The 23,381-nt window shown below is 71.3% G+C and carries 21 protein-coding genes and 1 pseudogene; 6 read left to right on the plus strand and 16 right to left on the minus strand.

Features of this window, described 5'->3' with window-relative positions; genetic code table 11:
- Positions 1 to 59: 59 nt before the first annotated feature.
- The gene (locus ACYSUO_RS02180; RefSeq protein WP_461774245.1) at positions 60 to 806 is read right to left on the minus strand and encodes a LytR/AlgR family response regulator transcription factor; all 747 of its coding nucleotides are present in this window, start codon (positions 804 to 806) and stop codon (positions 60 to 62) included.
- 82 nt (positions 807 to 888) lie between these two features.
- Between ACYSUO_RS02180 and ACYSUO_RS02185 the strand changes: the two genes are divergently transcribed.
- Positions 889 to 1,542 (plus strand): zf-HC2 domain-containing protein, encoded by a 654-nt coding sequence (locus ACYSUO_RS02185; RefSeq protein ID WP_461774246.1) that lies wholly within the window; start codon positions 889 to 891, stop codon positions 1,540 to 1,542.
- A gap of 3 nt (positions 1,543 to 1,545) precedes the next feature.
- On the opposite strand, the gene ACYSUO_RS02190 is transcribed toward ACYSUO_RS02185, so the two are convergent.
- A complete protein-coding gene (locus tag ACYSUO_RS02190; protein ID WP_461774247.1) occupies positions 1,546 to 2,409 on the minus strand; it encodes an Fpg/Nei family DNA glycosylase in 864 nt (287 codons plus the stop codon).
- Positions 2,410 to 2,422: 13 nt separating this feature from the next.
- Positions 2,423 to 4,525 carry a SpoIIE family protein phosphatase gene (locus ACYSUO_RS02195; RefSeq protein WP_461774248.1) on the minus strand — a complete coding sequence of 701 codons (2,103 nt, stop codon included), beginning with the start codon at positions 4,523 to 4,525 and terminating at the stop codon, positions 2,423 to 2,425.
- A 75-nt stretch (positions 4,526 to 4,600) separates the two neighbouring features.
- Here ACYSUO_RS02195 and ACYSUO_RS02200 point away from each other — a divergent pair, with 75 nt between their 5' ends.
- The gene (locus ACYSUO_RS02200) at positions 4,601 to 6,010 is read left to right on the plus strand and encodes a lipase maturation factor family protein (protein ID WP_461774249.1); all 1,410 of its coding nucleotides are present in this window, start codon (positions 4,601 to 4,603) and stop codon (positions 6,008 to 6,010) included.
- Here ACYSUO_RS02200 and ACYSUO_RS02205 read toward each other — a convergent pair.
- The 8 genes and pseudogenes from ACYSUO_RS02205 to ACYSUO_RS02240 form a co-directional block, all read right to left on the minus strand.
- On the minus strand, positions 5,971 to 6,864 hold the full coding sequence (locus tag ACYSUO_RS02205; RefSeq protein WP_461774250.1) for an amidohydrolase family protein: 894 nt from the start codon (positions 6,862 to 6,864) through the stop codon (positions 5,971 to 5,973). The two genes, ACYSUO_RS02200 and ACYSUO_RS02205, sit on opposite strands and share 40 nt — an antisense overlap.
- Complete coding sequence (locus tag ACYSUO_RS02210) at positions 6,849 to 7,163, minus strand: L-rhamnose mutarotase (protein ID WP_461774251.1); 315 nt, start codon at positions 7,161 to 7,163, stop codon at positions 6,849 to 6,851. The genes ACYSUO_RS02205 and ACYSUO_RS02210 overlap by 16 nt, the downstream gene beginning before the upstream one ends.
- 11 nt (positions 7,164 to 7,174) lie before the next feature.
- Positions 7,175 to 8,167: an aldo/keto reductase gene (locus ACYSUO_RS02215; protein ID WP_461774252.1), complete on the minus strand. Its 993-nt coding sequence runs from the start codon at positions 8,165 to 8,167 to the stop codon at positions 7,175 to 7,177.
- A gap of 5 nt (positions 8,168 to 8,172) precedes the next feature.
- Entirely contained in the window at positions 8,173 to 8,952 is a 780-nt protein-coding gene (locus ACYSUO_RS02220; RefSeq protein WP_461774253.1) for an SDR family NAD(P)-dependent oxidoreductase, read from the minus strand.
- Positions 8,949 to 10,319 (minus strand): L-fuconate dehydratase, encoded by a 1,371-nt coding sequence (locus tag ACYSUO_RS02225; RefSeq protein ID WP_461774254.1) that lies wholly within the window; start codon positions 10,317 to 10,319, stop codon positions 8,949 to 8,951. Before ACYSUO_RS02225 ends, ACYSUO_RS02220 begins: the two co-directional genes overlap by 4 nt.
- A gap of 26 nt (positions 10,320 to 10,345) precedes the next feature.
- Positions 10,346 to 11,410 (minus strand): ABC transporter permease, encoded by a 1,065-nt coding sequence (locus ACYSUO_RS02230; protein ID WP_461774255.1) that lies wholly within the window; start codon positions 11,408 to 11,410, stop codon positions 10,346 to 10,348.
- Entirely contained in the window at positions 11,394 to 12,926 is a 1,533-nt protein-coding gene (locus ACYSUO_RS02235) for a sugar ABC transporter ATP-binding protein (RefSeq protein WP_461774256.1), read from the minus strand. Before ACYSUO_RS02235 ends, ACYSUO_RS02230 begins: the two co-directional genes overlap by 17 nt.
- Positions 12,923 to 14,028 (minus strand): annotated as a pseudogene (locus tag ACYSUO_RS02240) (sugar ABC transporter substrate-binding protein). Before ACYSUO_RS02240 ends, ACYSUO_RS02235 begins: the two are co-directional and overlap by 4 nt.
- A gap of 222 nt (positions 14,029 to 14,250) precedes the next feature.
- Here ACYSUO_RS02240 and ACYSUO_RS02245 point away from each other — a divergent pair.
- A complete protein-coding gene (locus ACYSUO_RS02245) occupies positions 14,251 to 14,934 on the plus strand; it encodes a FadR/GntR family transcriptional regulator (RefSeq protein WP_461774257.1) in 684 nt (227 codons plus the stop codon).
- A 68-nt stretch (positions 14,935 to 15,002) separates the two neighbouring features.
- Here the strand turns inward: ACYSUO_RS02245 and ACYSUO_RS02250 are convergent, their stop codons facing one another.
- Complete coding sequence (locus tag ACYSUO_RS02250; RefSeq protein ID WP_461774258.1) at positions 15,003 to 15,875, minus strand: helix-turn-helix domain-containing protein; 873 nt, start codon at positions 15,873 to 15,875, stop codon at positions 15,003 to 15,005.
- A 165-nt stretch (positions 15,876 to 16,040) separates the two neighbouring features.
- On the opposite strand from ACYSUO_RS02250, the gene ACYSUO_RS02255 reads away from it, so the two are divergent.
- Positions 16,041 to 16,931 carry an alpha/beta hydrolase gene (locus ACYSUO_RS02255; protein WP_461774259.1) on the plus strand — a complete coding sequence of 297 codons (891 nt, stop codon included), beginning with the start codon at positions 16,041 to 16,043 and terminating at the stop codon, positions 16,929 to 16,931.
- Between the two features lie 68 nt (positions 16,932 to 16,999).
- On the opposite strand, the gene ACYSUO_RS02260 is transcribed toward ACYSUO_RS02255, so the two are convergent.
- The gene (locus tag ACYSUO_RS02260; protein ID WP_461774260.1) at positions 17,000 to 17,695 is read right to left on the minus strand and encodes a TetR/AcrR family transcriptional regulator; all 696 of its coding nucleotides are present in this window, start codon (positions 17,693 to 17,695) and stop codon (positions 17,000 to 17,002) included.
- Positions 17,696 to 17,842: 147 nt separating this feature from the next.
- Between ACYSUO_RS02260 and ACYSUO_RS02265 the strand changes: the two genes are divergently transcribed.
- Together ACYSUO_RS02265 and ACYSUO_RS02270 are read left to right on the plus strand one after the other, a co-directional pair.
- Positions 17,843 to 19,324, plus strand: a complete 1,482-nt coding sequence (locus tag ACYSUO_RS02265) for an APC family permease (protein WP_461774261.1) — start codon at positions 17,843 to 17,845, stop codon at positions 19,322 to 19,324.
- Between the two features lie 50 nt (positions 19,325 to 19,374).
- On the plus strand, positions 19,375 to 21,018 hold the full coding sequence (locus ACYSUO_RS02270) for an amidohydrolase (RefSeq protein WP_461774262.1): 1,644 nt from the start codon (positions 19,375 to 19,377) through the stop codon (positions 21,016 to 21,018).
- Between the two features lie 82 nt (positions 21,019 to 21,100).
- On the opposite strand, the gene ACYSUO_RS02275 is transcribed toward ACYSUO_RS02270, so the two are convergent.
- The 3 genes from ACYSUO_RS02275 to ACYSUO_RS02285 form a co-directional block, all read right to left on the minus strand.
- On the minus strand, positions 21,101 to 21,277 hold the full coding sequence (locus ACYSUO_RS02275; protein ID WP_461774263.1) for a hypothetical protein: 177 nt from the start codon (positions 21,275 to 21,277) through the stop codon (positions 21,101 to 21,103).
- A 468-nt stretch (positions 21,278 to 21,745) separates the two neighbouring features.
- The gene (locus ACYSUO_RS02280; protein ID WP_461774264.1) at positions 21,746 to 22,588 is read right to left on the minus strand and encodes a cytochrome c biogenesis CcdA family protein; all 843 of its coding nucleotides are present in this window, start codon (positions 22,586 to 22,588) and stop codon (positions 21,746 to 21,748) included.
- Positions 22,585 to 23,349: a DsbA family protein gene (locus tag ACYSUO_RS02285; protein ID WP_461774265.1), complete on the minus strand. Its 765-nt coding sequence runs from the start codon at positions 23,347 to 23,349 to the stop codon at positions 22,585 to 22,587. Before ACYSUO_RS02285 ends, ACYSUO_RS02280 begins: the two co-directional genes overlap by 4 nt.
- Positions 23,350 to 23,381: the final 32 nt, after the last annotated feature.

The following is a 23,381-nucleotide window of genomic DNA, read 5'->3' on the forward strand; positions in this document are numbered from 1 at the left end:
TGCTCAATCGCCGCAGGGGCTTAAAATACTCGACCGGCGCCGGCCTGCACCGGATGTGGCTACGACGGTCTGCGCATCAGGAGTTCTCGTACTCGGCTCGCGTGCCGGCGGCTCACCGCGATCTCCGCCGTGCCGACCCGCACCGTCATGCCGCCCCCGTCCAGGCGGAGTTCGTCGATGCGGTGGAGGGCGACGAGGTGGCTGCGGTGGACGCGGACGAAGCCGAGTTCCTGCCAGCGTTCCTCCAGGGTGCTGAGCGGTATCCGCACCAGGTGGCTGACGCCGTCCTCCGTGTGCAGGCGCGCGTAGTCGCCCTGCGCCTCGGCGTAGGTGATGTCGGCGATGGCCACGAGCCGGGTGATGCCGCCGAGTTCGACGGGGATGCGGTCGGCGACGGTGGCCGGGGGCGGGGCGCTGACCACGCGTTCGGCGACCCGGCCGACGGCTTCCGCCAGGCGCTCGCGGCGCACCGGCTTGAGGACGTAGTCGACGGCCTTCAGGTCGAAGGCCTTCACCGCGAAGTCCTCGTGGGCGGTGACGAAGACGACGAGCGGGGGCCGCGCGAAGCCCGCGAGCAGCCGTGCCACGTCGAGCCCTGTCAGGCCCGCCATCTGGATGTCGAGGAAGAGGACGTCGATGGCCCCGTCCCCGCCGGGGCCCTCCTCCAGGGCGCGGCCGATGCGGCGCAGCGCCTCGTTCGCGTCGGTGGCGCCCTCGGCGCTGCGTACGCGCGGGTCGGCCCGCAGGAGGTACAGGAGTTCGGCGAGGGCGGGTTCCTCGTCGTCGACGGCCAGTACGCGCAACATGCCGCGGAGTGTAATCGCGCGGTCGCTTGAATGAATCAGCCGCCTCCTGCGTACCGGTGGACGACAGCAGGAGGAAGGCATCATGTGGTCCCTGGAACGGCATCGCGACGTAGGCGCCTATGCGCTGGGGGTTCTCGACCCCGCGGAACGCTTCCGCTTCGAGGACCATCTGCCCGAGTGCGCCACTTGTGCGGCACTGGTCGGTGAACTGGCGCCCACGACAGGGGCGTTGGCCGTGTACGCGCGGGCGACGCCGCCGTGCGTGGAGGCGTTCGCCCACCCGGCGCCCACCCTCCTCGACCGCGCCGTGGACCGGCTCGGCGCGCTGCACCGCAGGGCGCGGCGCCGGCTGTGGGGTGCGGCCGTCGCGGCGGTGCTGGTGCTCGCAGCGGCGGGGCAGGGGGTCGCGCTGCTCACCGGGTTCGGCGCGGGTTCCGGGCACACGGCGACGCTGCGCGGCCACGACGCGGGGACCGGTGTCACGGCGACCGTGACGGCGGACGACCGGGACTGGGGCACACAAGTGGGCCTGGACGTCCGGGACTCGGGCGGGCCGCGGGTGTGCGAGCTGGTCGCGGTGGGCCGGGACGGCTCGGAACAGACGGTGGGGACGTGGACGGTGCGCGAGGACGACGTGGCGCTGGACGGCGGGGTGGCGGCGCGGCCCGCGGACCTCGCGCGGTTCGAGGTGCGGGCGGACGACGGGGTGCCGCTGCTGTCCCTCCCGATGCGCTGAGCCCTATTTGAGCAGTCGCGACATCCGCCGGTCCGCGAGCAACTTGCCGCCCGTCTGGCAGGTCGGGCAGTACTGCAGCGCGCTGTCGCTGAAGCTGACCTCGCGGACCGTGTCCCCGCACACGGGGCACTTCTCCCCGGCCCGTCCGTGGACGCGAAGCCCGCTCTTCTTCTCGGCCTTGAGCTTTCCGGCGGCGACCCCGCGTGAGCGCTCGACGGCTTCGGTCAGCGTCGTGCGCATCGCCTCGTACAGGGTGTGCACGTCCTCGGCGCTCAGTCCGGACGTCGGTTTGAACGGGGACATGCGGGCGGCGTGCAGGATCTCGTCGCTGTAGGCGTTGCCGATGCCCGCGATGAGCGACTGGTCGCGCAGGGCGCCCTTGATCTGGCGCCGCTCGCCTTTCAGTAGTTCGGCAAAAGCCGCCTCGTCGAAGTCGTCCGCGAGCGGGTCGGGTCCGAGGCGGGCGATGCCGGGGACGTCCCCGGGGGCCCGGACGACGTACACGGCGAGCTTCTTCGTGGTTCCGGCCTCGGTGAGGTCGAAGCCTTCGCCGGTCTCCAGGGCGACGCGCAGCGCGAGCGGTCCCTTGCCGGGTTTCGGCGGCCCGTCGGGGAGCCGTTCCTTCCACTGGAGCCAGCCCGCGCGGGCCAGATGTGTGACCAGGTGGGGGCCGTCCCCGGTGCTCACGTCGAGGAACTTGCCGTGCCGCGCCACGGCCGTGACGGTGCGGCTCTCCAGGGCGGTGGGCGGCGGGTCGTACGTCTTCAGGACGCTCACCGCGACCGGCAGGACACGCACGATGTCGCGTCCCACCAGGTGCTCGGTGAGGAAGTCCTTGAGCGCTTCGACCTCGGGGAGCTCCGGCATGTCCTTCAGCCTCTCACTCGCGCGTGGGCACCACGAATTCGCACCAGACGCACTTGCCCCCGCCGCGCGCCTCCACGCCCCACACGTCGGCGAGCTGGTCGACGAGGAACAGGCCGCGTCCCGACACGCCGTCCTCGCCCGCCTCGCGGCGGCGCGGCAGGGCGCTGGAGGTGTCCTCCACGTCGACCCTGAGCCTTCGGTCGGCGCCGGTGAGGACGCGCAGGGTGACGATGGCGGGTCCTTCGGTGTGCATGAGCGCGTTGGTGATCATTTCGTCGGCGACGAGTTCGATCTCGTCGGCGTTCCCCTTCGCTCCCCAGGCGCGCACGGCGTGCCGGATCATGTGGCGGGCGGCCCTGAGCGCCTCCGGGTCGCCGGGCGGCACGTGCTCGGTGAGCCGGCCGCCGCTCTGCACCGCGCCCGCGCCGCGGCGGCGCAGGAGCAGCAGCGCCACGTCGTCCTCGACGTCGCGTTCCTCGCACGAGGCGACGAGCCGGTCCGCGAGCTGGTCGAGGTCGTCGGGGCCGGTGCCGATGAGCGTGGTGAGGGTCTGGAGCCCGTCGTCGAGGTCGGCGCCCGGCTGTTCGACGAGGCCGTCGGTGCACATCACCAGCGCCTCACCGGGGTCGAGTTCCGCGGTGGTCACCGGGTATTCGAGCCGCCCGAACTCGGCGGACAGGCCGAGCGGGAGTCCGCCCTCCACCGCGAGCCTGCGGCAGTTTCCGCCGGTCAGGCGGAGCAGCGGGTCGAGGTGTCCGGCCCGGACGAGCTGGACGACGCCGGTCGACAGGTCGGCCTCCGCGTACAGGCAGGTCGCGAAGCGGTCGGTGTCGAGTTCGTGCAGGAAGGAGGAGGCGCGGGCCATGACGGTGGCGGGCGTGTGGCCCTCGGCGGCGTAGGCGCGCAGCACGATGCGCAGCTGGCCCATGACGGCGGCGGCGTGCGTGTCGTGCCCCTGTACGTCGCCGATGACCGCGCCGACGCGGCCGCCGGGCAGCGGGATCACGTCGTACCAGTCGCCGCCGATGTCCCGGCCGACGGAGGCGGCGCGGTAGCGGACGGCGACGTCGGCGCCCGGCACGTTCGGGATGGTGCGCGGCAGCATGGCCTGCTGGAGGCCCTGGGCGAGGTCCTTCTCCTGCTCGTAGAACATGGCGCGCTGGAGGCTCTGCGCGATGCTGCTGCCGAGCGCGACCATGACGTTGCGCTCGGACTCCGTGAAGCCCTGGCGGTCGTGGAAGAGCAGACCGACGACACCGATGGGCCTGGCCTGCGCGATGAGCGGCAGGTAGGCGGCCGAGGTGATCTCCATGTGGGCGATCCGTGGCCACAGCTCGGGGTAGTCGACCGCGAACTCCTGCGGTGACTCGATGAAGCGGGGCTGGAGGGTGCGCACGGCCTCGCTCATCGGATACGGGTCGTCGACGCGGGTGGTGTGGATGCCCGGCACGAAGGTGCCCTGGGGCCCCTCGGCGACGAGGTGGATGCGCCCGGACCTGACGAGGCCCATGACGAAGCTGGCCGAGCCGCGTTGGTCGACGCCGTGGGTGTCGCGCAGCACGTCGATGACGTCCTGGACGGTGCGGGCGTGCGCGAGGGCGGCCGTGGTGTTCTGCACGACGCCGGTGTCACCGCTGCGGAGGGCTCGCCGGGCCTCGCGCTCGGCGTGCACGGTGGCGTCGTTCAGCTCGTCGGTGGCGTCGCGGACGATGCCCACGATGCGGCGCGGGCGGCCGTGCTCGTCGCGTCGGATGTAGCCGCGCGTGTGGGTCCAGCGCATCTCGCCCGTGCGGGTGCGGATGCGGAAGTACGTCCCGTAGGTCTCCTCGCCGCTCTTCAGGGCCCGCGCCACGAGGCTGTCGAGCCGCCCGCCCTCGCTGACCGGCACCCGGCGGGCCAGGGTCTCCGGGTGGTCGTCGTACTCCTCGGGGTGCAGGTCGAAGACCTCGTGGGCCTGGGCGTCCATCGCCATGAGGCCGGTGTCGAGGTCCCAGTCGAAGCTGCCCATGCGCAGTCCGCGCCCGTACGCCTCCAGAAATCCCCGCGAGGAGTCCTCCGGGCCCTCCCCGCCTGGGGCGTGCCCGGGCTCCTCGCCGCCCCCGCTACCCGCGCCCATGGGCCCCACGCTAGGCCGAGCCCCCTGCGCCCGCACGTCGTGACCTTGGCGGGAAACGGGGCACACACTGGAGGTATGGACTGGTTCGGCGCTTCGGACTACTGGCTCGCCCGCCTGGTGTTCCAGCGGGGCCTCGCGGCGCTGTACCTCGTCGCGTTCGTGGCGGCGGCGCTCCAGTTCCGGGCGCTGCTCGGGGAGCGCGGGCTGACGCCGATCCCCCGGTTCGTGGCGCGCGTGCCGTGGCGGGCCGCGCCCTCGCTGTTCCGGCTGCACTACTCGGACCGGTTCTTCGCCGGGTGCGCGTGGGGTGGCGCGGTGGTGGCGGCGGGGTTGCTCGCGGGGGTGGACGGCCTTGTGCCGCTGTGGGCGGCGATGCTGCTGTGGCTGGTGCCCTGGGCGCTGTATCTGTCGATCGTGAACGTGGGCCAGACCTGGTACGGCTTCGGCTGGGAGTCGCTGCTCCTGGAGGTCGGCTTCCTGGCGGTGTTCCTGGGGAACGACGAGGTGGCGCCGCCGATCCTGGTGCTGTTCCTGCTGCGCTGGGTGCTGTTCCGGCTGGAATTCGGGGCCGGGCTGATCAAGATCCGGGGCGACGCGTGCTGGCGGAAGCTGACCTGCCTCGACTTCCACCACGAGACGCAGCCCATGCCGAACCCGCTGAGCTGGTTCTTCCACCATTTGCCGCGTCCACTGCACCGGGTGGAGGTCGCGGCCAACCATGTCACCCAGTTGGTGGTCCCCTTCCTCCTCTTCACGCCGCAGCCGATCGCCACGTGGGCGGCGGCCCTGATGATCGTCACCCAGCTGTGGCTGGTCGCCTCGGGCAACTTCGCGTGGCTGAACTGGCTCGCGATCGTCGTGGCGATCTCCGCGCTCGACCTGTCCGCGCTGCACACACCGCCCGCGCTCCCCGAGGCGCCGCTCTGGTACGAGGTGGTGGTCATCGCCCTCACGGCGGGCGTGGCGGCGCTCAGCTACCGGCCGGTGCGCAATCTGCTCTCCCGCCGCCAGTCCATGAACCGCTCCTACGACTCCCTGCACCTGGTCAACACGTACGGGGCGTTCGGCTCGGTCGGGCGGGTCCGGCAGGAGATCGTGATCGAGGGCACGGCAGAGGAGGTGCCGCGCCCCGAATCGGGCTGGCTGGCCTATGAGTTCAAGGGGAAGCCGGGCGATCCGCGGCGGCTGCCGCGCCAGTTCGCGCCGTACCACCTGCGGCTCGACTGGATGATGTGGTTCGCGGCGCTTTCGCCCGCGTACGCCAGATCCTGGTTCGAGGGCCTGGTCGAGCGGCTCCTGGAGGGCGACCGGGACACGCTGCGGCTGCTGCGCCACGCCCCCTTCCCCGCCGACGCGCCGCCCGTGCACATCCGGGCGCGCGTGTACCGCTACCGCTTCACGTCGTGGCGTGAGCTGCGGGAGACGGGGGCGTGGTGGGAGCGGACCTACGTACGGGAGTTCCTGCCGCCGACCCGGCTGAGGTAGACGCGGCGGGCAGTGTCCCCGAAGATGTGCGGGTCCGGGCCGCCCACCAAATCCCTCGCCGTGTCGACGACTTGTTGGTACGTGGCCGTGAGCGTGCACACCGGCCAGTCGGATCCGAACATCACGCGGGCGGGGCCGAAGGCGTCGAGGACCGTGTCCGCGTACGGCCGCAGGTCGTCGACGGTCCAGCCCGCCGGGTCGGCCTCGGTGACCATGCCGGAGAGCTTGCAGACGGTATTGGGCAACGCGGCGAGTGCGCGGACGTCGTCCCGCCAGGAGTCGAGCTTCCCCGAAGCGATCGGCGGCTTGCCCAAGTGGTCAAGCACGAAGGTGAGTTCGGGGTGTTCGGCGGCGGCTTTGACGCAGGCCGGCAGCTGGTGCGGCAGGACCACCAGGTCGTAGACGAGCCCGGCGTCCGCGACGGCGGCGAGCCCGCGCCGCACGTCGGGACGGAGCAGCCACTCGGGGTCGGGCTCGCCCTGCACCTGGTGCCGGATGCCCACCAGGTGCCGTCCACCCGGCAGCTCCCGCAGCCGGTCCAGGGTGTCGCCGACGTCGGGCCGGGTCAGATCGGTCCAGCCGACGACCCCCGCGACGAGGTCGCTGCGCTCGGCGAGCGCCAGGAACTCGGGCGTCTCCTCGGCGACGGTCACCGTCTGCACGAGCACGGTGGCGTCGACACCGGCCGCCCGCAGGTCGGGGGCCAGCTCGTCGAGGGTGAACGTGCGGCGGATCGGCGCGAGTTCGGGTCCGGTGATCCAGTCCTGGTCGCGGACGGAGAGGTCCCAGACGTGGTGGTGGGCGTCGACGATTCCGGGTGTGTCGACGATTCCGGGTGTCACGGCAGCTCCCATACGACGGGCAGTCCGGCGTCGGCGCCTTCGGCGGAGTAGTCGTGGGCGACGTCGAGGAGTTCGTCCATGCGGGCCTGCCAGGCGATGTTCACGGGCAGCTTGTCGAGTTCGGCGAGCATGCGGGCGTAGTCCTCGCACTCGATGACGTGGAACAGGTCGGTGCCGCTGCGCCAGATCGTCCACTGCCGGGCGCCCGCCGCCCGGATCGCGGCGACGAGTTCCTCCGGCACCTCACGGTGGGCGGCCTCGTACGCGTCGATCAGGTCGGCGCGGACCTTGGTGTGCAGGGCGACTCTCATGTGTACGGCTCCTATTCCGACGGTACGGGCACGTCGGCCGGAAGGAGGTGCCGGTCGCGGGCCTCCTGCCAGAACGCGGCGGGCACGGGGGTGGTGAACTGCTGTGCCGTGTCGGCGACTTCGGCTGCCGAGCGGGTGCCGACGAGCACGCTGGTGACGCCCGGGTGACCGAACGGGAAGGCGAGCGCGGCGGCGCGCAGGGTCGTGCCATGGCGCTCGGCGAGGTCCTTGAACCGCCGTGCGCGGCGGAGGACCTGGGGCGAGGCCAGGGTGTAGTCGAAGGTGCCGCCCTGCTTGGGGTCGGCGAGCAGTCCGGAGTTGAAGACGCCGCCGACGACGACGGAGACGCCGCGTTCGGCGGCCGTGGGCAGCAGCAGCTTCAGGGCGCGCTGGTCGAGCAGCGAATAGCGGCCGGCGCACAGCACCACGTCCACATCGGTTTCGCGGACGAAGCGGGACAGCATCGCGGACTGGTTCATGCCCGCGCCGATGGCGCCGATGAGCCCTTCGCCGCGCAGCCGCTCCAGTTCCGGGTAGGCCTCGCCGAACGCCTCTTTCGCGTGGTCGTCGGGGTCGTGGATGTAGGCGACGTCGATGCGGTCGAGCCCGAGGCGGCCGAGGCTCTCCTCGATGGAGCGGCGCACCCCGGCGGCGCTGAAGTCCCACACCCGGCGCGCGGTGGCGGGCACGGCGAAGCCGTGGGCGCTGTCGTCGCCCACGGCTTCCCCGTTCGGGGTCCGTTCGAGCAGGCGGCCGACCTTGGTGGACAGGGTGTACGAACCCGTGGGCCGGGTGCGCAGGAACTCGCCGATCCGGCGCTCGGACAGGCCGAGGCCGTAGTGCGGCGCCGTGTCGAAGTAGCGCAGGCCCGCGTCCCAGGCCGCGTCCAGGGCGAGGTAGGCCTCTTCGTCGCGGACGGGCGTGTAGAGGTTGCCGATGCCCGCGCCGCCGAAGCCGAGTGCGGTGACCGGGACGTCGCCGCGGCCGAGTGTGCTGGTGCGCATGCGGATCACTGTTCCGCGGGGCGAAGGCGCAGCCCCTGCATGCCGCCGTCCACGGCTACGGACGTGCCGGTCGTCGCGCCCGACAGTGGGCTCGCCAAGTAGGCGATGGCGCCCGCGACTTCGGCGGCGGAGACGAGGCGCCCGGTGGGCTGGCGGGCTTCGAGGGCGGCGCGTTCGGCGGCCGGGTCGTCCGCCTTGTCGAGGAGCCGGCCGACCCAGGGGGTGTCGGCGGTACCGGGGTTGACGCAGTTGACGCGGATGCCCTCACGTATGTGGTCGGCGGCCATGGCGAGCGTGAGGGAGAGGACCGCGCCCTTGGACGCCGCGTACAGGGCCCGCTGCGGGAGCCCCGCCGTGGCGGCGATGGAGCAGGTGTTGACGATCGCCGCGTGCCCGGAGTCCCGGAGCGCGGGGAGCGCGGCCCGGGCGACGCGGACCATCCCGATGACGTTGACGTCGAGGACCCGGTGCCATTCGGCGTCGTCGTTGTCGGCGACGGTGCCCTGGGCCCCGATGCCCGCGTTGTTGACGAGTACGTCGAGCCCGCCGAGGTCGCGGGCCGCAGCGGCCACAGAGGCCCGCACCGCGGCGTCGTCCGTGACATCGGCGGCGTACCCGCGCAGCGGCTTCTCCACGTCGGTGATGTCACGGTCGAGCACGGCGACGTCGGCGCCGCGCGCGGCGAGCAGCTCGGCGGTGGCCCGGCCGATGCCGGAGGCGCCGCCCGTGACGAGGGCCTTCAGGCCCTCGAAGTCCTGAACACTCTGGACGCTGGCGTCGCTCATGCGGAGGCTCCGTTCGGGTCGGTGGTGCCCTGTTCCTGCGCGGCGAGGTTGGCGAGGTCCTTCACCCAGAACTCGCCGTCCGGGTAAGTGAATTCGGCGATGGACGAGGCGTGCATGGTGGCGGAGAACCCGGGGGCCGTCGGGGCCGCGTAGTGGCCCTGGCTGACGACGACCGGGGCGACGAAGTGCTCGTGCAGATGGTCGACGTACTCGATGACACGGTCCTCGGTGGTGCCCGAGAGGGCGACGAAGTCGAACATCGACAGGTGCTGGACGAGTTCACACAGGCCCACGCCGCCCGCGTGCGGACAGACGGGGACGCCGAACTTAGCGGCGAGCAGCAGGATCGCCAGGTTCTCGTTGACGCCGCCGACGCGCGCAGCGTCGATCTGCAGGATGTCGATGGAGCCGGCCTGGAGAAGCTGCTTGAAGACGACGCGGTTCTGCACGTGTTCGCCGGTGGCGACCTTCACCGGGGCGACGCCCCGACGGATGGCCGCGTGGCCCAGGATGTCGTCCGGGCTGGTCGGCTCCTCCACCCAGTACGGCTCGAACTCGGCGAGGGCGTTGGTCCATTCGACGGCGTCGCCGACGTTCCAGCGCTGGTTGGCGTCGATGGCCATGCGGATGTCCGGACCGACGACCGCGCGGGCGGTGCGGCAGCGGCGGATGTCGTCGTCGAGGTCGGCGCCGACCTTCAGCTTGATCTGGGTGAAGCCGTCGGCGACGGCCTGCCGGGCGAGGCGGGTGAGCTTCTCGTCGCTGTAGCCGAGCCAGCCGGGAGAGGTGGTGTAGCCGGGGTAGCCGCGTTCGAGAAGGCGCGCGGTGCGCTCGCCGGCGCCCTGCCTCCCCGCCGTCAGCAGCTCCAGAGCCTCTTCGGGCGTGAGGGCGTCGGCGATGTAGCGGAAGTCGACCTGGGACACCAGCCACTCGGGGTCCGCCTCGGCGAGCAGCCGCCACAGCGGTGTGCCGGCGCGCTTCGCGGCGAGGTCCCAGGCCGCGTTGACGACGGCGCCGATCGCCATGTGCATCACGCCCTTCTCGGGCCCGAGCCAGCGCAGCTGGCTGTCGCCGATCAGGTCGCGGTTGAGGCTGCCGGGGTCGGCACACAGCGCGTCGAGCGGGCGGCCGACGACGTGGTGGCTCAGCGCGCGGATCGCGGCGACCTGGACGTCGTTGCCGCGCCCGATGGTGAAGGTGAACCCGTGCCCCTCGTGTCCGTCGGGGTCGTCGGTGCGCAGCACGACGTACGCGGCGGAGTAGTCGGGGTCGGGGTTCATGGCGTCGGAGCCGTCCAGCTCCCGGGAGGTCGGGAACCGGATGTCGTACGTGTCGACGGCGGTGACGCGGGGCGGGGTCGAGGACAAGGTGTGCCTTTCGAGCGGGGGCGGGATCAGTCCTGGGCGCGGCCGGTGGTGACTCGGGCGACCATGAGGGCGAGCAGGATGATCCCGCCGTAGATGGCCTGGATCCAGAAGGACGGCACCTGGGCGAGGGTCAGCATGTTCTGCACGACACCGAGCAGGAGTACGCCGGTCAGGGCGCCGAACATGGTGCCCTTGCCGCCGTCGAGGCTGATGCCTCCGATGACCGCGGCGGCGAACACCGTGAAGATCATGTTGTTGCCCTGGTTGGCGCTGATGGCACCCACGTATCCGGTCTGCATGATGCCGCCGACGGAGGCGAGGACACCCGCGACCACGAAGACACCGAGCATGACGCGCTCGACGCGGATGCCGGCGGCGCGCGCGGCCTCGGCGTTGCCGCCGATCGCATACAGGGCGCGGCCCACGCGGTGGTACTTGAGGACGAGCCCCGCGACACCGAACGCGATCGCGGCGAACCACACCGACATCGGGACCCGCAGGAACGTGGAGGTGGCGAGCGCGAAGAACGCGTCGGGCATCCCGAACAGCGTCTTTCCCTTGGTCGCCCCGACAAGCAGTCCGCGCAGCACGATCAGCATCGCGAGCGTCACGATGAACGCGTTGAGCTTCAGCTTGACGACGAGCACACCATTGAAGGCACCGATGCACGCACCGGCCACCAGCACCGCCAACAGCGAGACGGCGACGGGGAATTCGGTCCCGAACCCGGACTGCGCGACGGGCAGCACGAGCAGGGCACCGAAAGCGGGCGCGATACCGACGACCGATTCGAGCGACAGGTCGAACTTCCCGCTGATCAGCACGAGCGACTCGGCGAGCACCACCATCGCGAGGGCGGCGGAGGAGCCGAGGATGGAGATGATGTTCTGCTCGGTGAGGAACGAGTCGTTGAGCACTGCGCCGAGGACGAGGAGCAGCAACAGGGCGGGGACGAGGGCGAGTTCGCGTGCGCGCCGCAGGAGGACGTTCTTGGCACTATTAAGCCCCTGCGGCGATTGAGCAGCGGGGTCCGGGGCAGAGCCCCGTGACCTGGTCGGCAGGGCGACCGGAGCCTTACGCGTTGACGTCACTGGAAACCCCCTCGATCGAACCGATCAGCGCCTGGTCCGCCCATCCCGCCGCGTGCTCCGCAACCACACGCCCGTGAAAAAGAACAAGCACCCGGTCACACCGCCGCAGATCGTCGAGCTCGTCCGACACGACGAGGACCGCCGTGCCGTCGTCCCGCGCGCTGTCCACCCGCCGCAGCAGCGACTCCTTGGACTTCACGTCGACGCCTGCCGTCGGATTGATCAGCACGAGCAACCGCGGGTCAGAGGCGAGCGCACGGGCCATCACCACCTTCTGCGCATTACCACCGGACAGGTCGGACACGGGCTGGTCGGGCCCCTCCGCATGGATGTCGAGCCGCTGGATCAGCTCACGGGCGAACCGCCGGCGGCTCTCCGTGCCGATGAACCCGCGCCGACCCAGCCGCCCGAGCACCGACAGCGTCGAGTTGTCGCCGATGGACATCCCGGTGACGAGCCCCTGGTCGTGCCGGTCACGCGGGACACACCCCACACCCGCGGCGAGCGCGGCGGACACGTCCCCGAAGGGCAGCACGCGCCCGTCGAGCCGGGCGACGCCCGACGTGGGCGTGTGCAGTCCGGCGAGCGACTCCGCGAGCGCGATCTTGCCGCTGCCGCTGGATCCCGCGAGGCCGACGACCTCGCCGCGCCGCACGGTCAGAGCCACGTCCTCGTACGTGTCCGAGGTCAGCCCCACCACCTCCAGGACGACGGGCTCGACCGCCTCCTCGGCCGCCTGCTCGACGACCGCCTCCGCCGCGGCCGCCGCCTGTTCCGCGACCGCCTCCCCCGCCATCGCCTCGACGAGGGCGGGCCGCGGCAGTTCGGCGACCGGGGCGGTGGTGATCCAGCGGGCGTCGCGCAGCACGGTGACCGTCTGGCACACCTCGTACACCTCCTGGAGGTGGTGCGAGATGAACAGGAAGGTGACACCCGAGTCCTGGAGCGCCCGCATGCGGGCGAAGAGCCGCTCGATCTCGCGGTTGTCGAGCTGCGCGGTCGGCTCGTCGAGGACGATGAACCGGGCGCCGCCGCTCAACGCCCGCGCGATCTCGACCATTTGACGGTCCTCGACCTTGAGGTCGGCGGTGCGCGCGCCTGGATCGACGCGCACGCCCCACGTGTCGAGCAGCTCCCGGGCCTCGGCGTCGAGCTTCTTCCAGCTGAAGAAGCCACGCCGGGCGCCCGGCTGCCGGTTCAGGAACAGGTTCTCCGCGACGGTCAACTCCGGTATCACCGTGGGCTTTTGGTAGACGCAGGCGACCTTGGCACGCCACGCCTCCCGGTCGCCGAGCGGCGGCGCGGGCTCCCCGTCGAAGGTGAGCGTTCCCGCGTCGGCGGCCTGCAGCCCGGTGAGGACCTGGACGAGCGTGGACTTGCCCGCGCCGTTGCGCCCGACGAGCGCGTGGGACTCACCCGCGCGCACGGTGAGCCGGCCGTCGGCGAGGGCGACCGTGGGCCCGTAGCGTTTGACGATGCCGCGGGCCTCGACCAAGGGCGGGGTGGCAGCGGTCACTTGACCGTGTTTCCCCACAGCTCGGAGTCGTCGACGTTGTTCTTGGTGACCAGCGGAGCGGGCAGCTGGTCCTCAAGGGTGCCGCTGGGCAGCTTCACGATCTTCGAGCCGTGGTCGGTCGGCCCGGGCTTGAACTTCTTCCCCTGCATCGCCGCCTTGATGTAGTACATCCCGTACTTGGCGTACGTGTCGGCGGGCTGCGAGACCGTCGCGTCGATCTGGCCCTTGCGGATGGCGGCGAACTCCTGCGGGATGCCGTCGTTCGACACGATGGTGATGTGCTTGGCCGAACCCGCCTTCTCCAGCATCCCCTTGGACTTGAGGGTCTGCAGGGTCGGCGCGAGATAGACGCCGCCCGCCTGCATGTAGATCCCTTGATGTCGGGGTTGGCGTTGAGGAGGGTGTCGAGCTTGGAGGCGGCGGTGTCCGACTCCCACTTCGCCGGGATCTCAAGAACCTTGAGCTTCGGGTACTTTTCCTTCACGCAGTCCCGGAAGGCCTTGGACCGCTCGCGCCCGTTCACCGACGCGAGATCGCCCATGATCTGGACGACCTTGCCGGACTTCACGTGGTCGCCGAGGTACTCGCAGGCCTTCTTGCCGTACGCGACGTTGTTGGCCCGTACGACCATGGCGACCTTGCCCTTGTCGGGCGCGACGTCCACGGCGACGACCGGCACGCCCTTGCGCTCGGCCTGGTCGAGCCCGGCGCCGATGGCCGCGCTGTCGAGCGGCGCGACGACGAGGCCCTTCACGCCCTGGTTGAGCTGGTTGTTGATGTCGGTGATCTGCTGCGAGGGGTCACTGTTGGAGTTGACGGTCTTCAGCGCGTCCACGCCCTCGGACTTCGCCATCTTCGGCACGTAGTCGTTGTACGACTGCCAGAACGGGGAGGTCAGCAGCGGCAGGATGACACCCACCTTGCCCTTGCCGTCACCGGCTCCGCCGCCACCGCCCGCTCCGGCCGCGGTGTCCTTGGTGCTCCCGCAGGCGGCGAGGGCGAGGGCGGCGCAGCCGAGCAGGGCCACCGCGGCCGGCCCCCGCCTTCTGGAACTTCGGGCGCGCGCCGCCCTGTTCCCCCTGGTCGCTGTCTTCGGGTCCATCGTGGTGCCAGTCATCGGACTGCTCCTCGGCTCCTGAAGTCATGGGCGCGGCCGGTCCCCGCCCCTCCGGTTCCGGCCCGCGCCGAGATATTTATCAGACCACTTCGGGGCCCCAACACCCTTCGTAGGCAAGTTTTCTCGGTATTTACGCCCTCTGGTGCCGCGAAGAGGTCCGACTTCCTCGGTAGTGGTCCGACCACCTGGCTGGTTACACTGCGCGGCATGCAGAAGGCCACCGTCACCCAGCGGGCCATTGACCAGCTCAAGGCGATGATCGGCAGCGGCGAGCTCCAGCCGGGCCAACGGCTGCCCACCGAGCGGGACCTGGCGGTGCAGCTCGGCATCTCGCGCAGCTCCATGCGGGAGGCGATCCGGGCGCTCACCGTGCTCGGCGCCCTGGAGGCGCGGCACGGATCCGGCATCTACGTCACGCAGTTGGAGGCCGGTGACCTGCTGGAGACGTTCGGGGTCGTCGCCGATCTGTCGCGCGGGCCCCGGCTCGTGGAGCTGCTCGAGGTGCGCCGCATCCTGGAGTCGACGGCCACGGCGCTCGCCGCGGCGCGCATCACCCGCGCCCAACTCGCCGAGGTGGAGGAGCACTTGGCGGCGATGGAGGCGACGGACGACCCGGAGGAGATCCTCTCCCACGACCTGGCGTTCCACCGGACGATCGCCGCGGCCGCGGGCAACGACACGATGGCGGCGATCCTGGAGGGACTTTCCTCCCGGACCTTCCGGGCGCGGGTGTGGCGCGGCTATGAACAGGAAGGTGCCTTCGAGCGGACGCGTCGCGAGCATGCGCGGATCCTGCGGGCGCTCACGGCGCGGGATCCGGAGGCGGCGAGGGCCGCTGCCGCGGCGCATGTGGGTGAGGTGGAGGAGTGGTTGCGGGGGCAGTTGGGCTGACGCCCCCGGCCGGACGGGGTTGACGTCGCGGGGCTCTGCCCCGGACCCCGCGCCTCAATCTCCCCCAGCTACCGCTGGGAGGTGCCCCCTGCGGGGCTTGAAACCGTCGACCACGACGCCAGGATGCGCAAGCCGTCGTGGGACGGTGTGCCGGGTTCCGCGGTCCAGACGACCAGTTGTTGGTCGGGGTCCGTGGCGCAGGCCAAGGCGTCCCAGTCCAGGGTGAGTTCACCGGCCACCGGGTGACGGAGCACCTTGCTGCCCCGGCCGAGCGAGGCCACCCGGTGGTCACCCCACCAGCGGCGGAAGTCCTCGTCCCGCATCGACAGTTCACCGATCAGCTGGGCCATCCGCTGGTCCTGCGGATTGCGCCCCGCCTCCTTGCGCAGCATCGAGACACAGGACCGCGCGGTCTTCTCCCACTCCGCGTGCACGGATTTCATCATCGGGTCGGTGAACAACAGCCAGATGTAATTGCGGCGCTTCTCCTCAACGGCCGAGAAATCGACGAGCAGTGCGGCCGCCATCGGATTCCACGCCAGAATGTCCATGCGCCGGCCGAGGACCATGGCCGGCGTCGTGGTGAGTTCGTCGAGGACGCGGCGAAGCTGCGGCTGCGCCTTCTGCGCGGCCTGCTTCCGGGGCCGGGCAGCGGTCGCCTTCCCCGCAAGTTCGAAGAGGTACGCCCGCTCCTCGTCGTCGAGGTGCAGGACCTGCGCGAGGGTGTCGAGCACGGGGCCCGAGGCCTGCCTCCTGCCCTGCTCGAGGCGGGTGTAGTAGTCGGTGCTGATGGAGGCGAGCAGCGCCACCTCCTCGCGGCGCAGCCCCTTGACGCGGCGCTTCACACCGGGGTCCGGCAGGCCGACCGTGCGGGGGCTCAGCTCGGACCTGCGGGCCTTGAGAAATGCGCCCAGTTCATTGGGGTGCTTGTCACCGCTCATACCCGAAGTGTGCCAGGAGACGTGGCCCCTGTGAGGGGGACAGTTCTGTCCCAGGACACCGCCGTCCCAGGCCCGAAAAGGCCCATTGTGCGCCCCCGCGGGGCGTGTGACCGTCGATGAATACCACCACGGCGAACCCGCATCGAACGGAAAAGGAACCCAGAAATGAAGACTGACGTCGCATTCCTCAGCAGCGGAATGAATCTGGCGGGGCACCTGTACACACCCGCCGACCTCACCGCGGACGCGCGTCGCCCCGCGATCGTGGTCGGTCACCCGACGACGGGCGTCAAGGAGCAGACCGCGTCCCTGTACGCGCAGCGGCTGGCCGACGCCGGCTACATCGCGCTCACCTTCGACGCCGCCCACCAGGGCGAGAGCGAGGGGCTGCCGCGCGCCCTGGAGAACCCGTTCCAGCGCGCGGACGACTTCCGCAACGCCGTCACGTACCTCTCGACCCGCGAGGACGTCGACCCCGAGCGCATCGGCGTCCTCGGCATCTGCGGCTCCGGCGGCTACGCCCCGTACGCCGCGCAGACCGATCACCGGATGAAGGCGGTCGCCACGGTGAGCGCGGCGGACGTGCCCGGCTTCTTCCGCTCCGCCGACCCGGAGGGCTTCGAGGAGCTCGTCGCACAGTCCGGGAAGGCGCGCACCGAGGAGGCGGCGGGCGAGCCGGTGCGCCTGGTGCCCGTACTGCCGGACGCGGTGGACGAGTCGACGCCCGCGCCCGTACGGGAGTTCTTCGACTACTACCGGACGCCGCGCGCCCAGCACCCGCGCTCGATCGGCGCCTACGCACTGCGCAGCGCCGATCAGTTGGCGCAGTTCGACCCCTACGCCGAGGTGCACAGGATCGCCCCGCGTCCGCTGCTGATGATCGCCGGTACGGAGGCCGTCACGCTGCCGTTCAGCCAGGTCGCGTTCGAGAAGGCAGGGCCTACGGCGGAGCTGTTCACGGTGCCGGGCGCCACGCATGTCGACCTGTACGACAGGGAGGAGGCGGTCGGTCCTGCCGCCGCCAAGCTGGTCGACTTCTTCGGCAAGCACCTCTGACCGGGTCCTCCTGAGGCCCGGATCCGAAGGCCCCACACCCACCGCGGGTGCGGGGCCTTCGCGCGCGCTCACTCCGAGGCCGCGACCTCCAACGCCGTCAGCAACAGGTCCAGCGCCACCTCGAACGAACTCCCCGCCATCAGCGGCAAATGCTCGCGCGCCGCGCCGAGTTGGGGATGAGTCTCGGCCGACAGGGTCGCGTACTCCCCCGTCCACGCCCGGTCGTCCGCCTCCCGCCGCTCCGCGGGCAGCGCCAGATACGCGGCGTCGAGGGCCGCGTGGCCGAGGACGGTGTCGACGAAGGCGGAGTAGTGCCGCACCGCGTCCTCGTCCCCGAAGCCGGCCCGTCTGAGCAGCCCGATCCCCGCGTCGACGGCCCGGAACTCGTGCGGGCGCCGCGTCACCCGGTACGCCGCGAGCGCCGCCACCCGCGGGTGCGCGCGGTACCCCCGGTGGATGCGCAGGCCGAACTCGCGCAGCCCGTCGCGCCACGCCATCCGCTCGGGCTGGAACCCCTCCATGGCCTCGCCGATGAGCCGGTCGGAGACGGCGAGCAGCAGGTCGTCCGTGCTGTGGAAATAGCGGTACAGCGCGCTCGGATCGCAGCCCAGGGCCGCGCCGATCCTGCGCACGCTCAGCGCGTCGCCGCCGTGCTGCCCGACCAGGCGCAGCGCGCAGTCGACGATCACGTCCTCGGACAGCAGCACCCCCGACCTGGTCGGCTTGCGGCGCCGCCGCTCCACCGGGATCCGCCCTTCCGGCACGGCCCTCTCCCCTCCTCCGTCCGACGCGTCCCGCTTATGACAACACCATTGACGCAAGCTGACAAGGCCGATTTGATCGCGGTCGCCGCCCCTCGCGCACCTCCACTCCCCTGCCTCCCCGCCTCGCCTGCCGTCAGGAGATCGATCATGAGAAGCGAACCACCGGGCCTGCGCCGCTCCCTCGGCGTCGTCGACGGCATCGCCATCGCCGCGTCCAGCACCGCCGCGACCACCAGCATCGGCATCGGGATGGGCTCCCTCGCCGCGACGGTCGGGCTGCACGCCCCGGCGGTCCTGCTCGTGGCGTTCGTGCCGATCCTGGGGATCGCGCTGGCCTACGCGCGCCTGAACCGCCAGGAGCCGAACATGGGCAGCGGCTATGTCTGGGTGGGCCGTTCGCTGGGCCCCTGGCTCGGCTTCCTCACGGGCTGGGTCACGCTCGTCGGCACACTGGTCTTCATGGCGTACACGAGCGCGGTGACGGGATCGGCCTTCCTCCAGTTCGCCAACAAGGCACATCTGCATGCGGTGTTGGGGCTCGAACTCGATCCGAACTCGACGGCACTTTCGACCGTCGTCGGCCTGCTCGTGCTCACCGCCGTCACCATCACCGCGGTCACCGGCGTCCGCAAGGCGACCCGCCTGCAGGCCTGGCTGCTCGTCTTCGAGTACGTGGTGCTGCTCGGGTTCTGCGGCTGGTCGCTGGTCACCGGCGAGCACGCCTTCCAGTGGTCGTGGTTCAACCCGTTCGAGATCCACGGCGGCACGGCCTTCGCGCAGGGCCTGGTCCTCGCGGTGTTCTTCTTCTGGGGCTGGGACGCGGCATTCACGGTGACCGAGGAGACGAAGAACGTGCGGGACGCGGGGCGCGGCGGGCTCATCGCCCTGTTCTCCATGCTCGCGCTGTTCCTCTACGGTTCCGTGGCCTTCCAGCGCGAGATGTCGCTGCCCGAACTGGTCGAGCAGGGCCCGCAGGCCCTCACCTACCTCGGCGCGAAGCTCGCCGACGAGCCGGTGGCCAGCCTGCCGCTGCTCGCGCTGCTGTTCTCGGCGGTGGCCTCCCTCCAGGCCAGCGTGATCCCGACGGCGCGCGGACTGCTCGCGATGGGCCGGGACCGCACGATGGGCCAGGTGTGGACGCGGGTGAGCCCCCGCTACGGTTCGCCGGCCGCGGGCACCGTCGTCGTGATGTCGATCGCGGCGGCCGTGGCCCTTCTCGCCCTGGCGATCCCGAAGTTGAACGAGATGATCCTCGCCGCCGTGAACTCCATCGGGCTCACCGTCGCCCTCTACTACGGCCTCACGGCCCTCGCCTGCTCGGTCCGCTTCCGCTCACTGCTGCGCACCGCGCCCCGGGAAGCAGTGCGCGCGGTCCTCGTGCCGGGACTCAGCGGACTCGCACTGCTCGGCATCGGGACGTATCTGGCGTACTCGTACGCGACGATGAGCGACCACTTCGAACTGTCGCCTGACAACGGCTGGTTCATGCTGGCGGTGCCGTCGGCGATCGTCGTGTCCGGTCTCGTGATGGCCGCCGTCGCCAAGTACGGGCGCCGCTCCCCGTACTTCAGGACCGGGCGCGGCACGGACGCCGACGCCGTCGAACTGGCCGGCCCCCGGGCCACCTGAGCGCACCGCGCTCCCCCAACCCCCGTACACGCACTAGGAAAGGACCTTCCATGTCCGCACCCGCCGACCTCGTCTTCACCGGCGGTCCCGTCCACACCGGCTCCCCCGCCCGCTCACGCGCCACCACGGTCGCGGTGCGGGGCGAGCGGATCGTCGCCGTCGGCCACGACGAGGTGCGCGAGTTGATCGGCCCGCGCACCGAAGTGGTCGACCTGGCAGGGAAGTTGTTGATCCCCGGATTCCAGGACGCGCACGCGCACCCCGTCGGGGCGGGCCTGGAGATGGGCCAGTGCGATCTGAGCGGCTCGACGACGCTCGCCGAGTACCGGGAGCGGATCGCCGCGTACGCGAGCGCGCACCCGGACGCCGAGTGGATCACCGGGGGTGGCTGGGCGATGGAGGCGTTCCCCGGCGGGCTGCCGACGGCGGCCGAGCTGGACGCCCTGGTGCAGGACCGGCCGGTGTATCTGGTCAACCGCGACCACCACGGCGCCTGGGTCAACTCCCGCGCCCTGCGGGCCGCCGGGATCGACGCCGGCACCCCCGACCCTTCGGACGGCCGCATCGAGCGTGACCCGGACGGCACACCGACGGGCATGCTCCAGGAGGGCGCCGCGAACCTCGTCGGCCGCCTGCTGCCCCCGGTCACCCGCGAGGAGAAGATCGCGGGTCTGCTCCGCGCCCAGGAACACCTGCACTCCCTCGGCGTCACGGCCTGGCAGGACGCCATCCTCGGCGACCATGCCAACCTGACCGACCCCACGGACGCGTATCTGGCCTGCGCCGACGACGGGCGGCTCACCGCGCGTGTCGTGGGCGCGCTGTGGTGGGACCGGGCGCGCGGCACCGAGCAGATCGAGGAACTGCTCGCGCGGCGCGAGGCCGGCACCCGTGGCCGCCTGCGCTCGACGACCGTGAAGATCATGCAGGACGGGGTCGCCGAGAACGGCACGGCGGCGCTGCTCGGCCCGTATCTCGACGGCTGCGGCTGCCGCTCGGACAACAGTGGGATCAGCTTCGTACCGCCCGAGGCGCTGAGGAAGTACGTGACCGAGCTGGACGCCCACGGTTTCCAGGTGCACTTCCACGCGCTCGGCGACCGCGCCGTCCGCGAGGCACTCGATGCCGTGGAAGCGGCACGGGGGGCCAATGGTTGGACGGATACGCGCCCGCACCTGGCCCACCTTCAGGTCGTGCACCCCGATGACATCGGCCGGTTCCGGGAACTGGGGGCGACGGCGAACATGCAGGCGCTGTGGGCCGCGCACGAGCCGCAGATGGACGAGCTGACGATCCCGTTCCTCGGGGCGGAGCGCTCGGCCCGGCAGTACCCGTTCGCGGCGCTGCTGGGGGCGGGGGCGACGATCGCGGCGGGCAGCGACTGGCCGGTGAGCAGCCCGGATCCGTTGCAGGGGATCCATGTCGCGGTGAACCGGGTGCTGGCGGATGCGCCTGCGGGAACGCCGGTGTTCCTGCCGGAACAGCGGATCGGGCTGGGCGATGCGCTCGCGGCGTACACCTCCGGTAGCGCGTACGTGAACCATCTGGACGCCGATACCGGGGTCATCGCGGGCGGGTGCCTCGCGGACCTCGTGGTCCTGGACCGGGACCCGTTTGCCGGGCCCGCGACGGAGATCGGCGCGACGCGTGTCGAGCAGACCTTCGTCGGGGGTCAGCGAGTGTTTGGCAGTTGACGCCCAACGGGGCTGGGGCCTCGGGGCTCTGCCCCGGACCCCGCGCCTCAATCGCCGGCGGGGCTATAGGTGCCCCACCGAACTAATCCACGCTGGGCAGAATGTGCGGCTCCGCCAGATCGTCCTCGTAGCCCGCGAGGCGAATCGGCGCCGACCTCGCCCAGACGTCGAGACTGCCAAGCTTCTCCGGCCTGCGCCGGCCGGCCCGCTCGGTTCGGTCCTTGAGGCTCTGTTCGCGATTCGTCTTCTCTGGTGTCACCGCGCACTCCTTGTGTGTCGGGTAACCCGCTTCGGCGGTCCGTCCCTGCGTCGCGCGGGGTCGGCGCCCGATCGGGCTGGTGTAGAGGGCCAGTTCGGGCGCGGTGGCGCCGGTTGTCGCTCGTTGGGCCGGCCGTGGTTCTCGGTCTGTCCCTGTACGGCCACCATGGGTCGAGGTGTCGGACCCACTTGCGGTAACCGTGCGGCTACAGCCTAACCATATGAGCGGGGGTCCGCTCACTGGGGCTGAAATCTCTGGGTCTTTCGGAGGTCGCCTGGCGTTCATTCAGCCATGGACTCCCGGCCCGGCGCGACGGGTTTTCGATCGTACGGGGGCACTTCAGGACATCGCGGCGTGTCGCCGCGCGGTGTTGACGCGGCCCCGGACGTCACCCGGGGCCGGCGAGGCGCGTGGGGCGGGGCGGCCGACGCCGGAGATTGGCGTCAACTCGCCCCTTGCCGCCGGGCGCTAATCGCTCTCGACCGGCACGTTCTCCGCGCGCCCACGCAGGGTCCGTACGAGGAAGAACGCGCCCACCAGCACGACGACCGCGACCAGGACGAGCAGATCCGGCACGCGGTCGCCCATGCCGCGCGCCCACTGCTCGGCGGCGAACGAGTTGTCGACGTCGAGGAGTCCGGGAAGCGCCGTCGTCCCGTCGAAGACCAGAAACAGCGTGCCGAGCGCCAGGAAGAACAGACCGGAAGCCAGCGACGTCGAGTGCACCTCGAATCGGCCGATGCGGACGGGGCGGCCGCGCAGCCACCGCTTCCCGCCAAGGTCGAACCGTTCCCACAACAGCGCGAGCAGGAACAGCGGAACGGCCATGCCCAGGGCGTACACCGCGAGCAGCGCTCCGCCGTACACCGGGTGACCGCCGAGCGCCGCGACCGTGAGGACGCTGCCGAGGATCGGTCCCGCGCAGAAACCGGCGAGGCCGTAGACCGCCCCGAGCGCGTACACCGACACCGCGTTGGTGGGGCGGATGCGGCCGGAGAGTTCCGACATCCGGCGGGAGGCGAAGCCGCGTCCCGCGATCTGCAGCACACCGAGCGCGATGATCAGCCAGCCGCCGACGGAGACGAGCAGGTCACGGTTGCCGTAGAAGAAGCGGCCCGCGTACGAGCCCGCGGCGCCGAGCGGGACCAGCGTCGTGGCGAGCCCGAGGTAGAAGACGCCGGTGCGCGCGACGAGCCGCGTCGGGCTGTCGATGGAGTACGCGAAGAACGCGGGCAGCAGCAACGCGCTGCACGGGCTGAGCAGGGCGAGCAGTCCGCCCAGGAACGCCGCGAAGTAGCCGATGTCGCTCACTTGCCGCCGCCGGACTTCGCGGACTGCGCCTTCGCCGCCTCGATGGCCTGCTCGAACGCCGCCTCGGGCTGCGCGCCCGCGATGGGCTGCCCGTTGATGAGGAAGGACGGCGTGGAGGTGGCGCCCAGCGCGTACGCCTCGTCGCTGTCCTGCTTCACCGCGGCCTGCGCCGCCTTGCCGGCGCGGTCGGTGCGGAACCGGTCGATGTCCTTCACCCCGGCCTCGCGGGCGAGCGCGTCGAGGCGGTCGGCGCCGAAGCCCTTGTCCTTGGCGCCGTCGGCGTACGCCGCCTTGTGGAACTGCCAGAAGCGGCCCTGCTGTCCCGCGGCCCACGCGGCGCGTGCGGCGGACTGCGAGTCGGCGCCGAAGATCGGGAAGTTGCGCCACTCGATGCGCAGCGTGCCGTCGTCGACGTACTTCTTCACCAGGTCGGGTTCGGTGTCGCGGGCGAACTTCCCGCAGTAGCCGCACTTGAAGTCGGCGTACTCGATGAGCACCACGGGCGCGTCGGCGCGGCCCTGCGCGAGCGGGTCCTTGGCGTCGCGCCGGGCGAGCTTCACGAGCTTGTCGGTCAGCTCGTCGTTGGCCTCGGTGGTGTCCGCCTGCTGCTGGTCGGCCACGTCGGTACGGGCCTCGGGCCTGGTCGCGGTGTACGAGACGGTGCCGAGGAGGATCGCGGCCACGGCGACGGCTGCGGCGATCGCGGCGGTGCGGCGCTGCTTGGTGCGGGTGGTGGTGGTCGTGGTGGTGTTCTTGGGCATGACGAAGTCGTCCTTGCGTGCGTGAGGAATGC

Source organism: Streptomyces sp. UC4497 (assembly GCF_054871485.1).

Coding starts and splice junctions, on each gene's coding strand:
- ACYSUO_RS02180 (WP_461774245.1), bottom strand. CDS start 806: ATGTTGCGCGTACTGGCCGTCGACGACGAGGAACCCGCCCTCGCCGAA.
- ACYSUO_RS02185 (WP_461774246.1), top strand. CDS start 889: ATGTGGTCCCTGGAACGGCATCGCGACGTAGGCGCCTATGCGCTGGGG.
- ACYSUO_RS02190 (WP_461774247.1), bottom strand. CDS start 2,409: ATGCCGGAGCTCCCCGAGGTCGAAGCGCTCAAGGACTTCCTCACCGAG.
- ACYSUO_RS02195 (WP_461774248.1), bottom strand. CDS start 4,525: ATGGGCGCGGGTAGCGGGGGCGGCGAGGAGCCCGGGCACGCCCCAGGC.
- ACYSUO_RS02200 (WP_461774249.1), top strand. CDS start 4,601: ATGGACTGGTTCGGCGCTTCGGACTACTGGCTCGCCCGCCTGGTGTTC.
- ACYSUO_RS02205 (WP_461774250.1), bottom strand. CDS start 6,864: ATGGGAGCTGCCGTGACACCCGGAATCGTCGACACACCCGGAATCGTC.
- ACYSUO_RS02210 (WP_461774251.1), bottom strand. CDS start 7,163: ATGAGAGTCGCCCTGCACACCAAGGTCCGCGCCGACCTGATCGACGCG.
- ACYSUO_RS02215 (WP_461774252.1), bottom strand. CDS start 8,167: ATGCGCACCAGCACACTCGGCCGCGGCGACGTCCCGGTCACCGCACTC.
- ACYSUO_RS02220 (WP_461774253.1), bottom strand. CDS start 8,952: ATGAGCGACGCCAGCGTCCAGAGTGTTCAGGACTTCGAGGGCCTGAAG.
- ACYSUO_RS02245 (WP_461774257.1), top strand. CDS start 14,251: ATGCAGAAGGCCACCGTCACCCAGCGGGCCATTGACCAGCTCAAGGCG.
- ACYSUO_RS02250 (WP_461774258.1), bottom strand. CDS start 15,875: ATGAGCGGTGACAAGCACCCCAATGAACTGGGCGCATTTCTCAAGGCC.
- ACYSUO_RS02255 (WP_461774259.1), top strand. CDS start 16,041: ATGAAGACTGACGTCGCATTCCTCAGCAGCGGAATGAATCTGGCGGGG.
- ACYSUO_RS02265 (WP_461774261.1), top strand. CDS start 17,843: ATGAGAAGCGAACCACCGGGCCTGCGCCGCTCCCTCGGCGTCGTCGAC.
- ACYSUO_RS02270 (WP_461774262.1), top strand. CDS start 19,375: ATGTCCGCACCCGCCGACCTCGTCTTCACCGGCGGTCCCGTCCACACC.
- ACYSUO_RS02285 (WP_461774265.1), bottom strand. CDS start 23,349: ATGCCCAAGAACACCACCACGACCACCACCACCCGCACCAAGCAGCGC.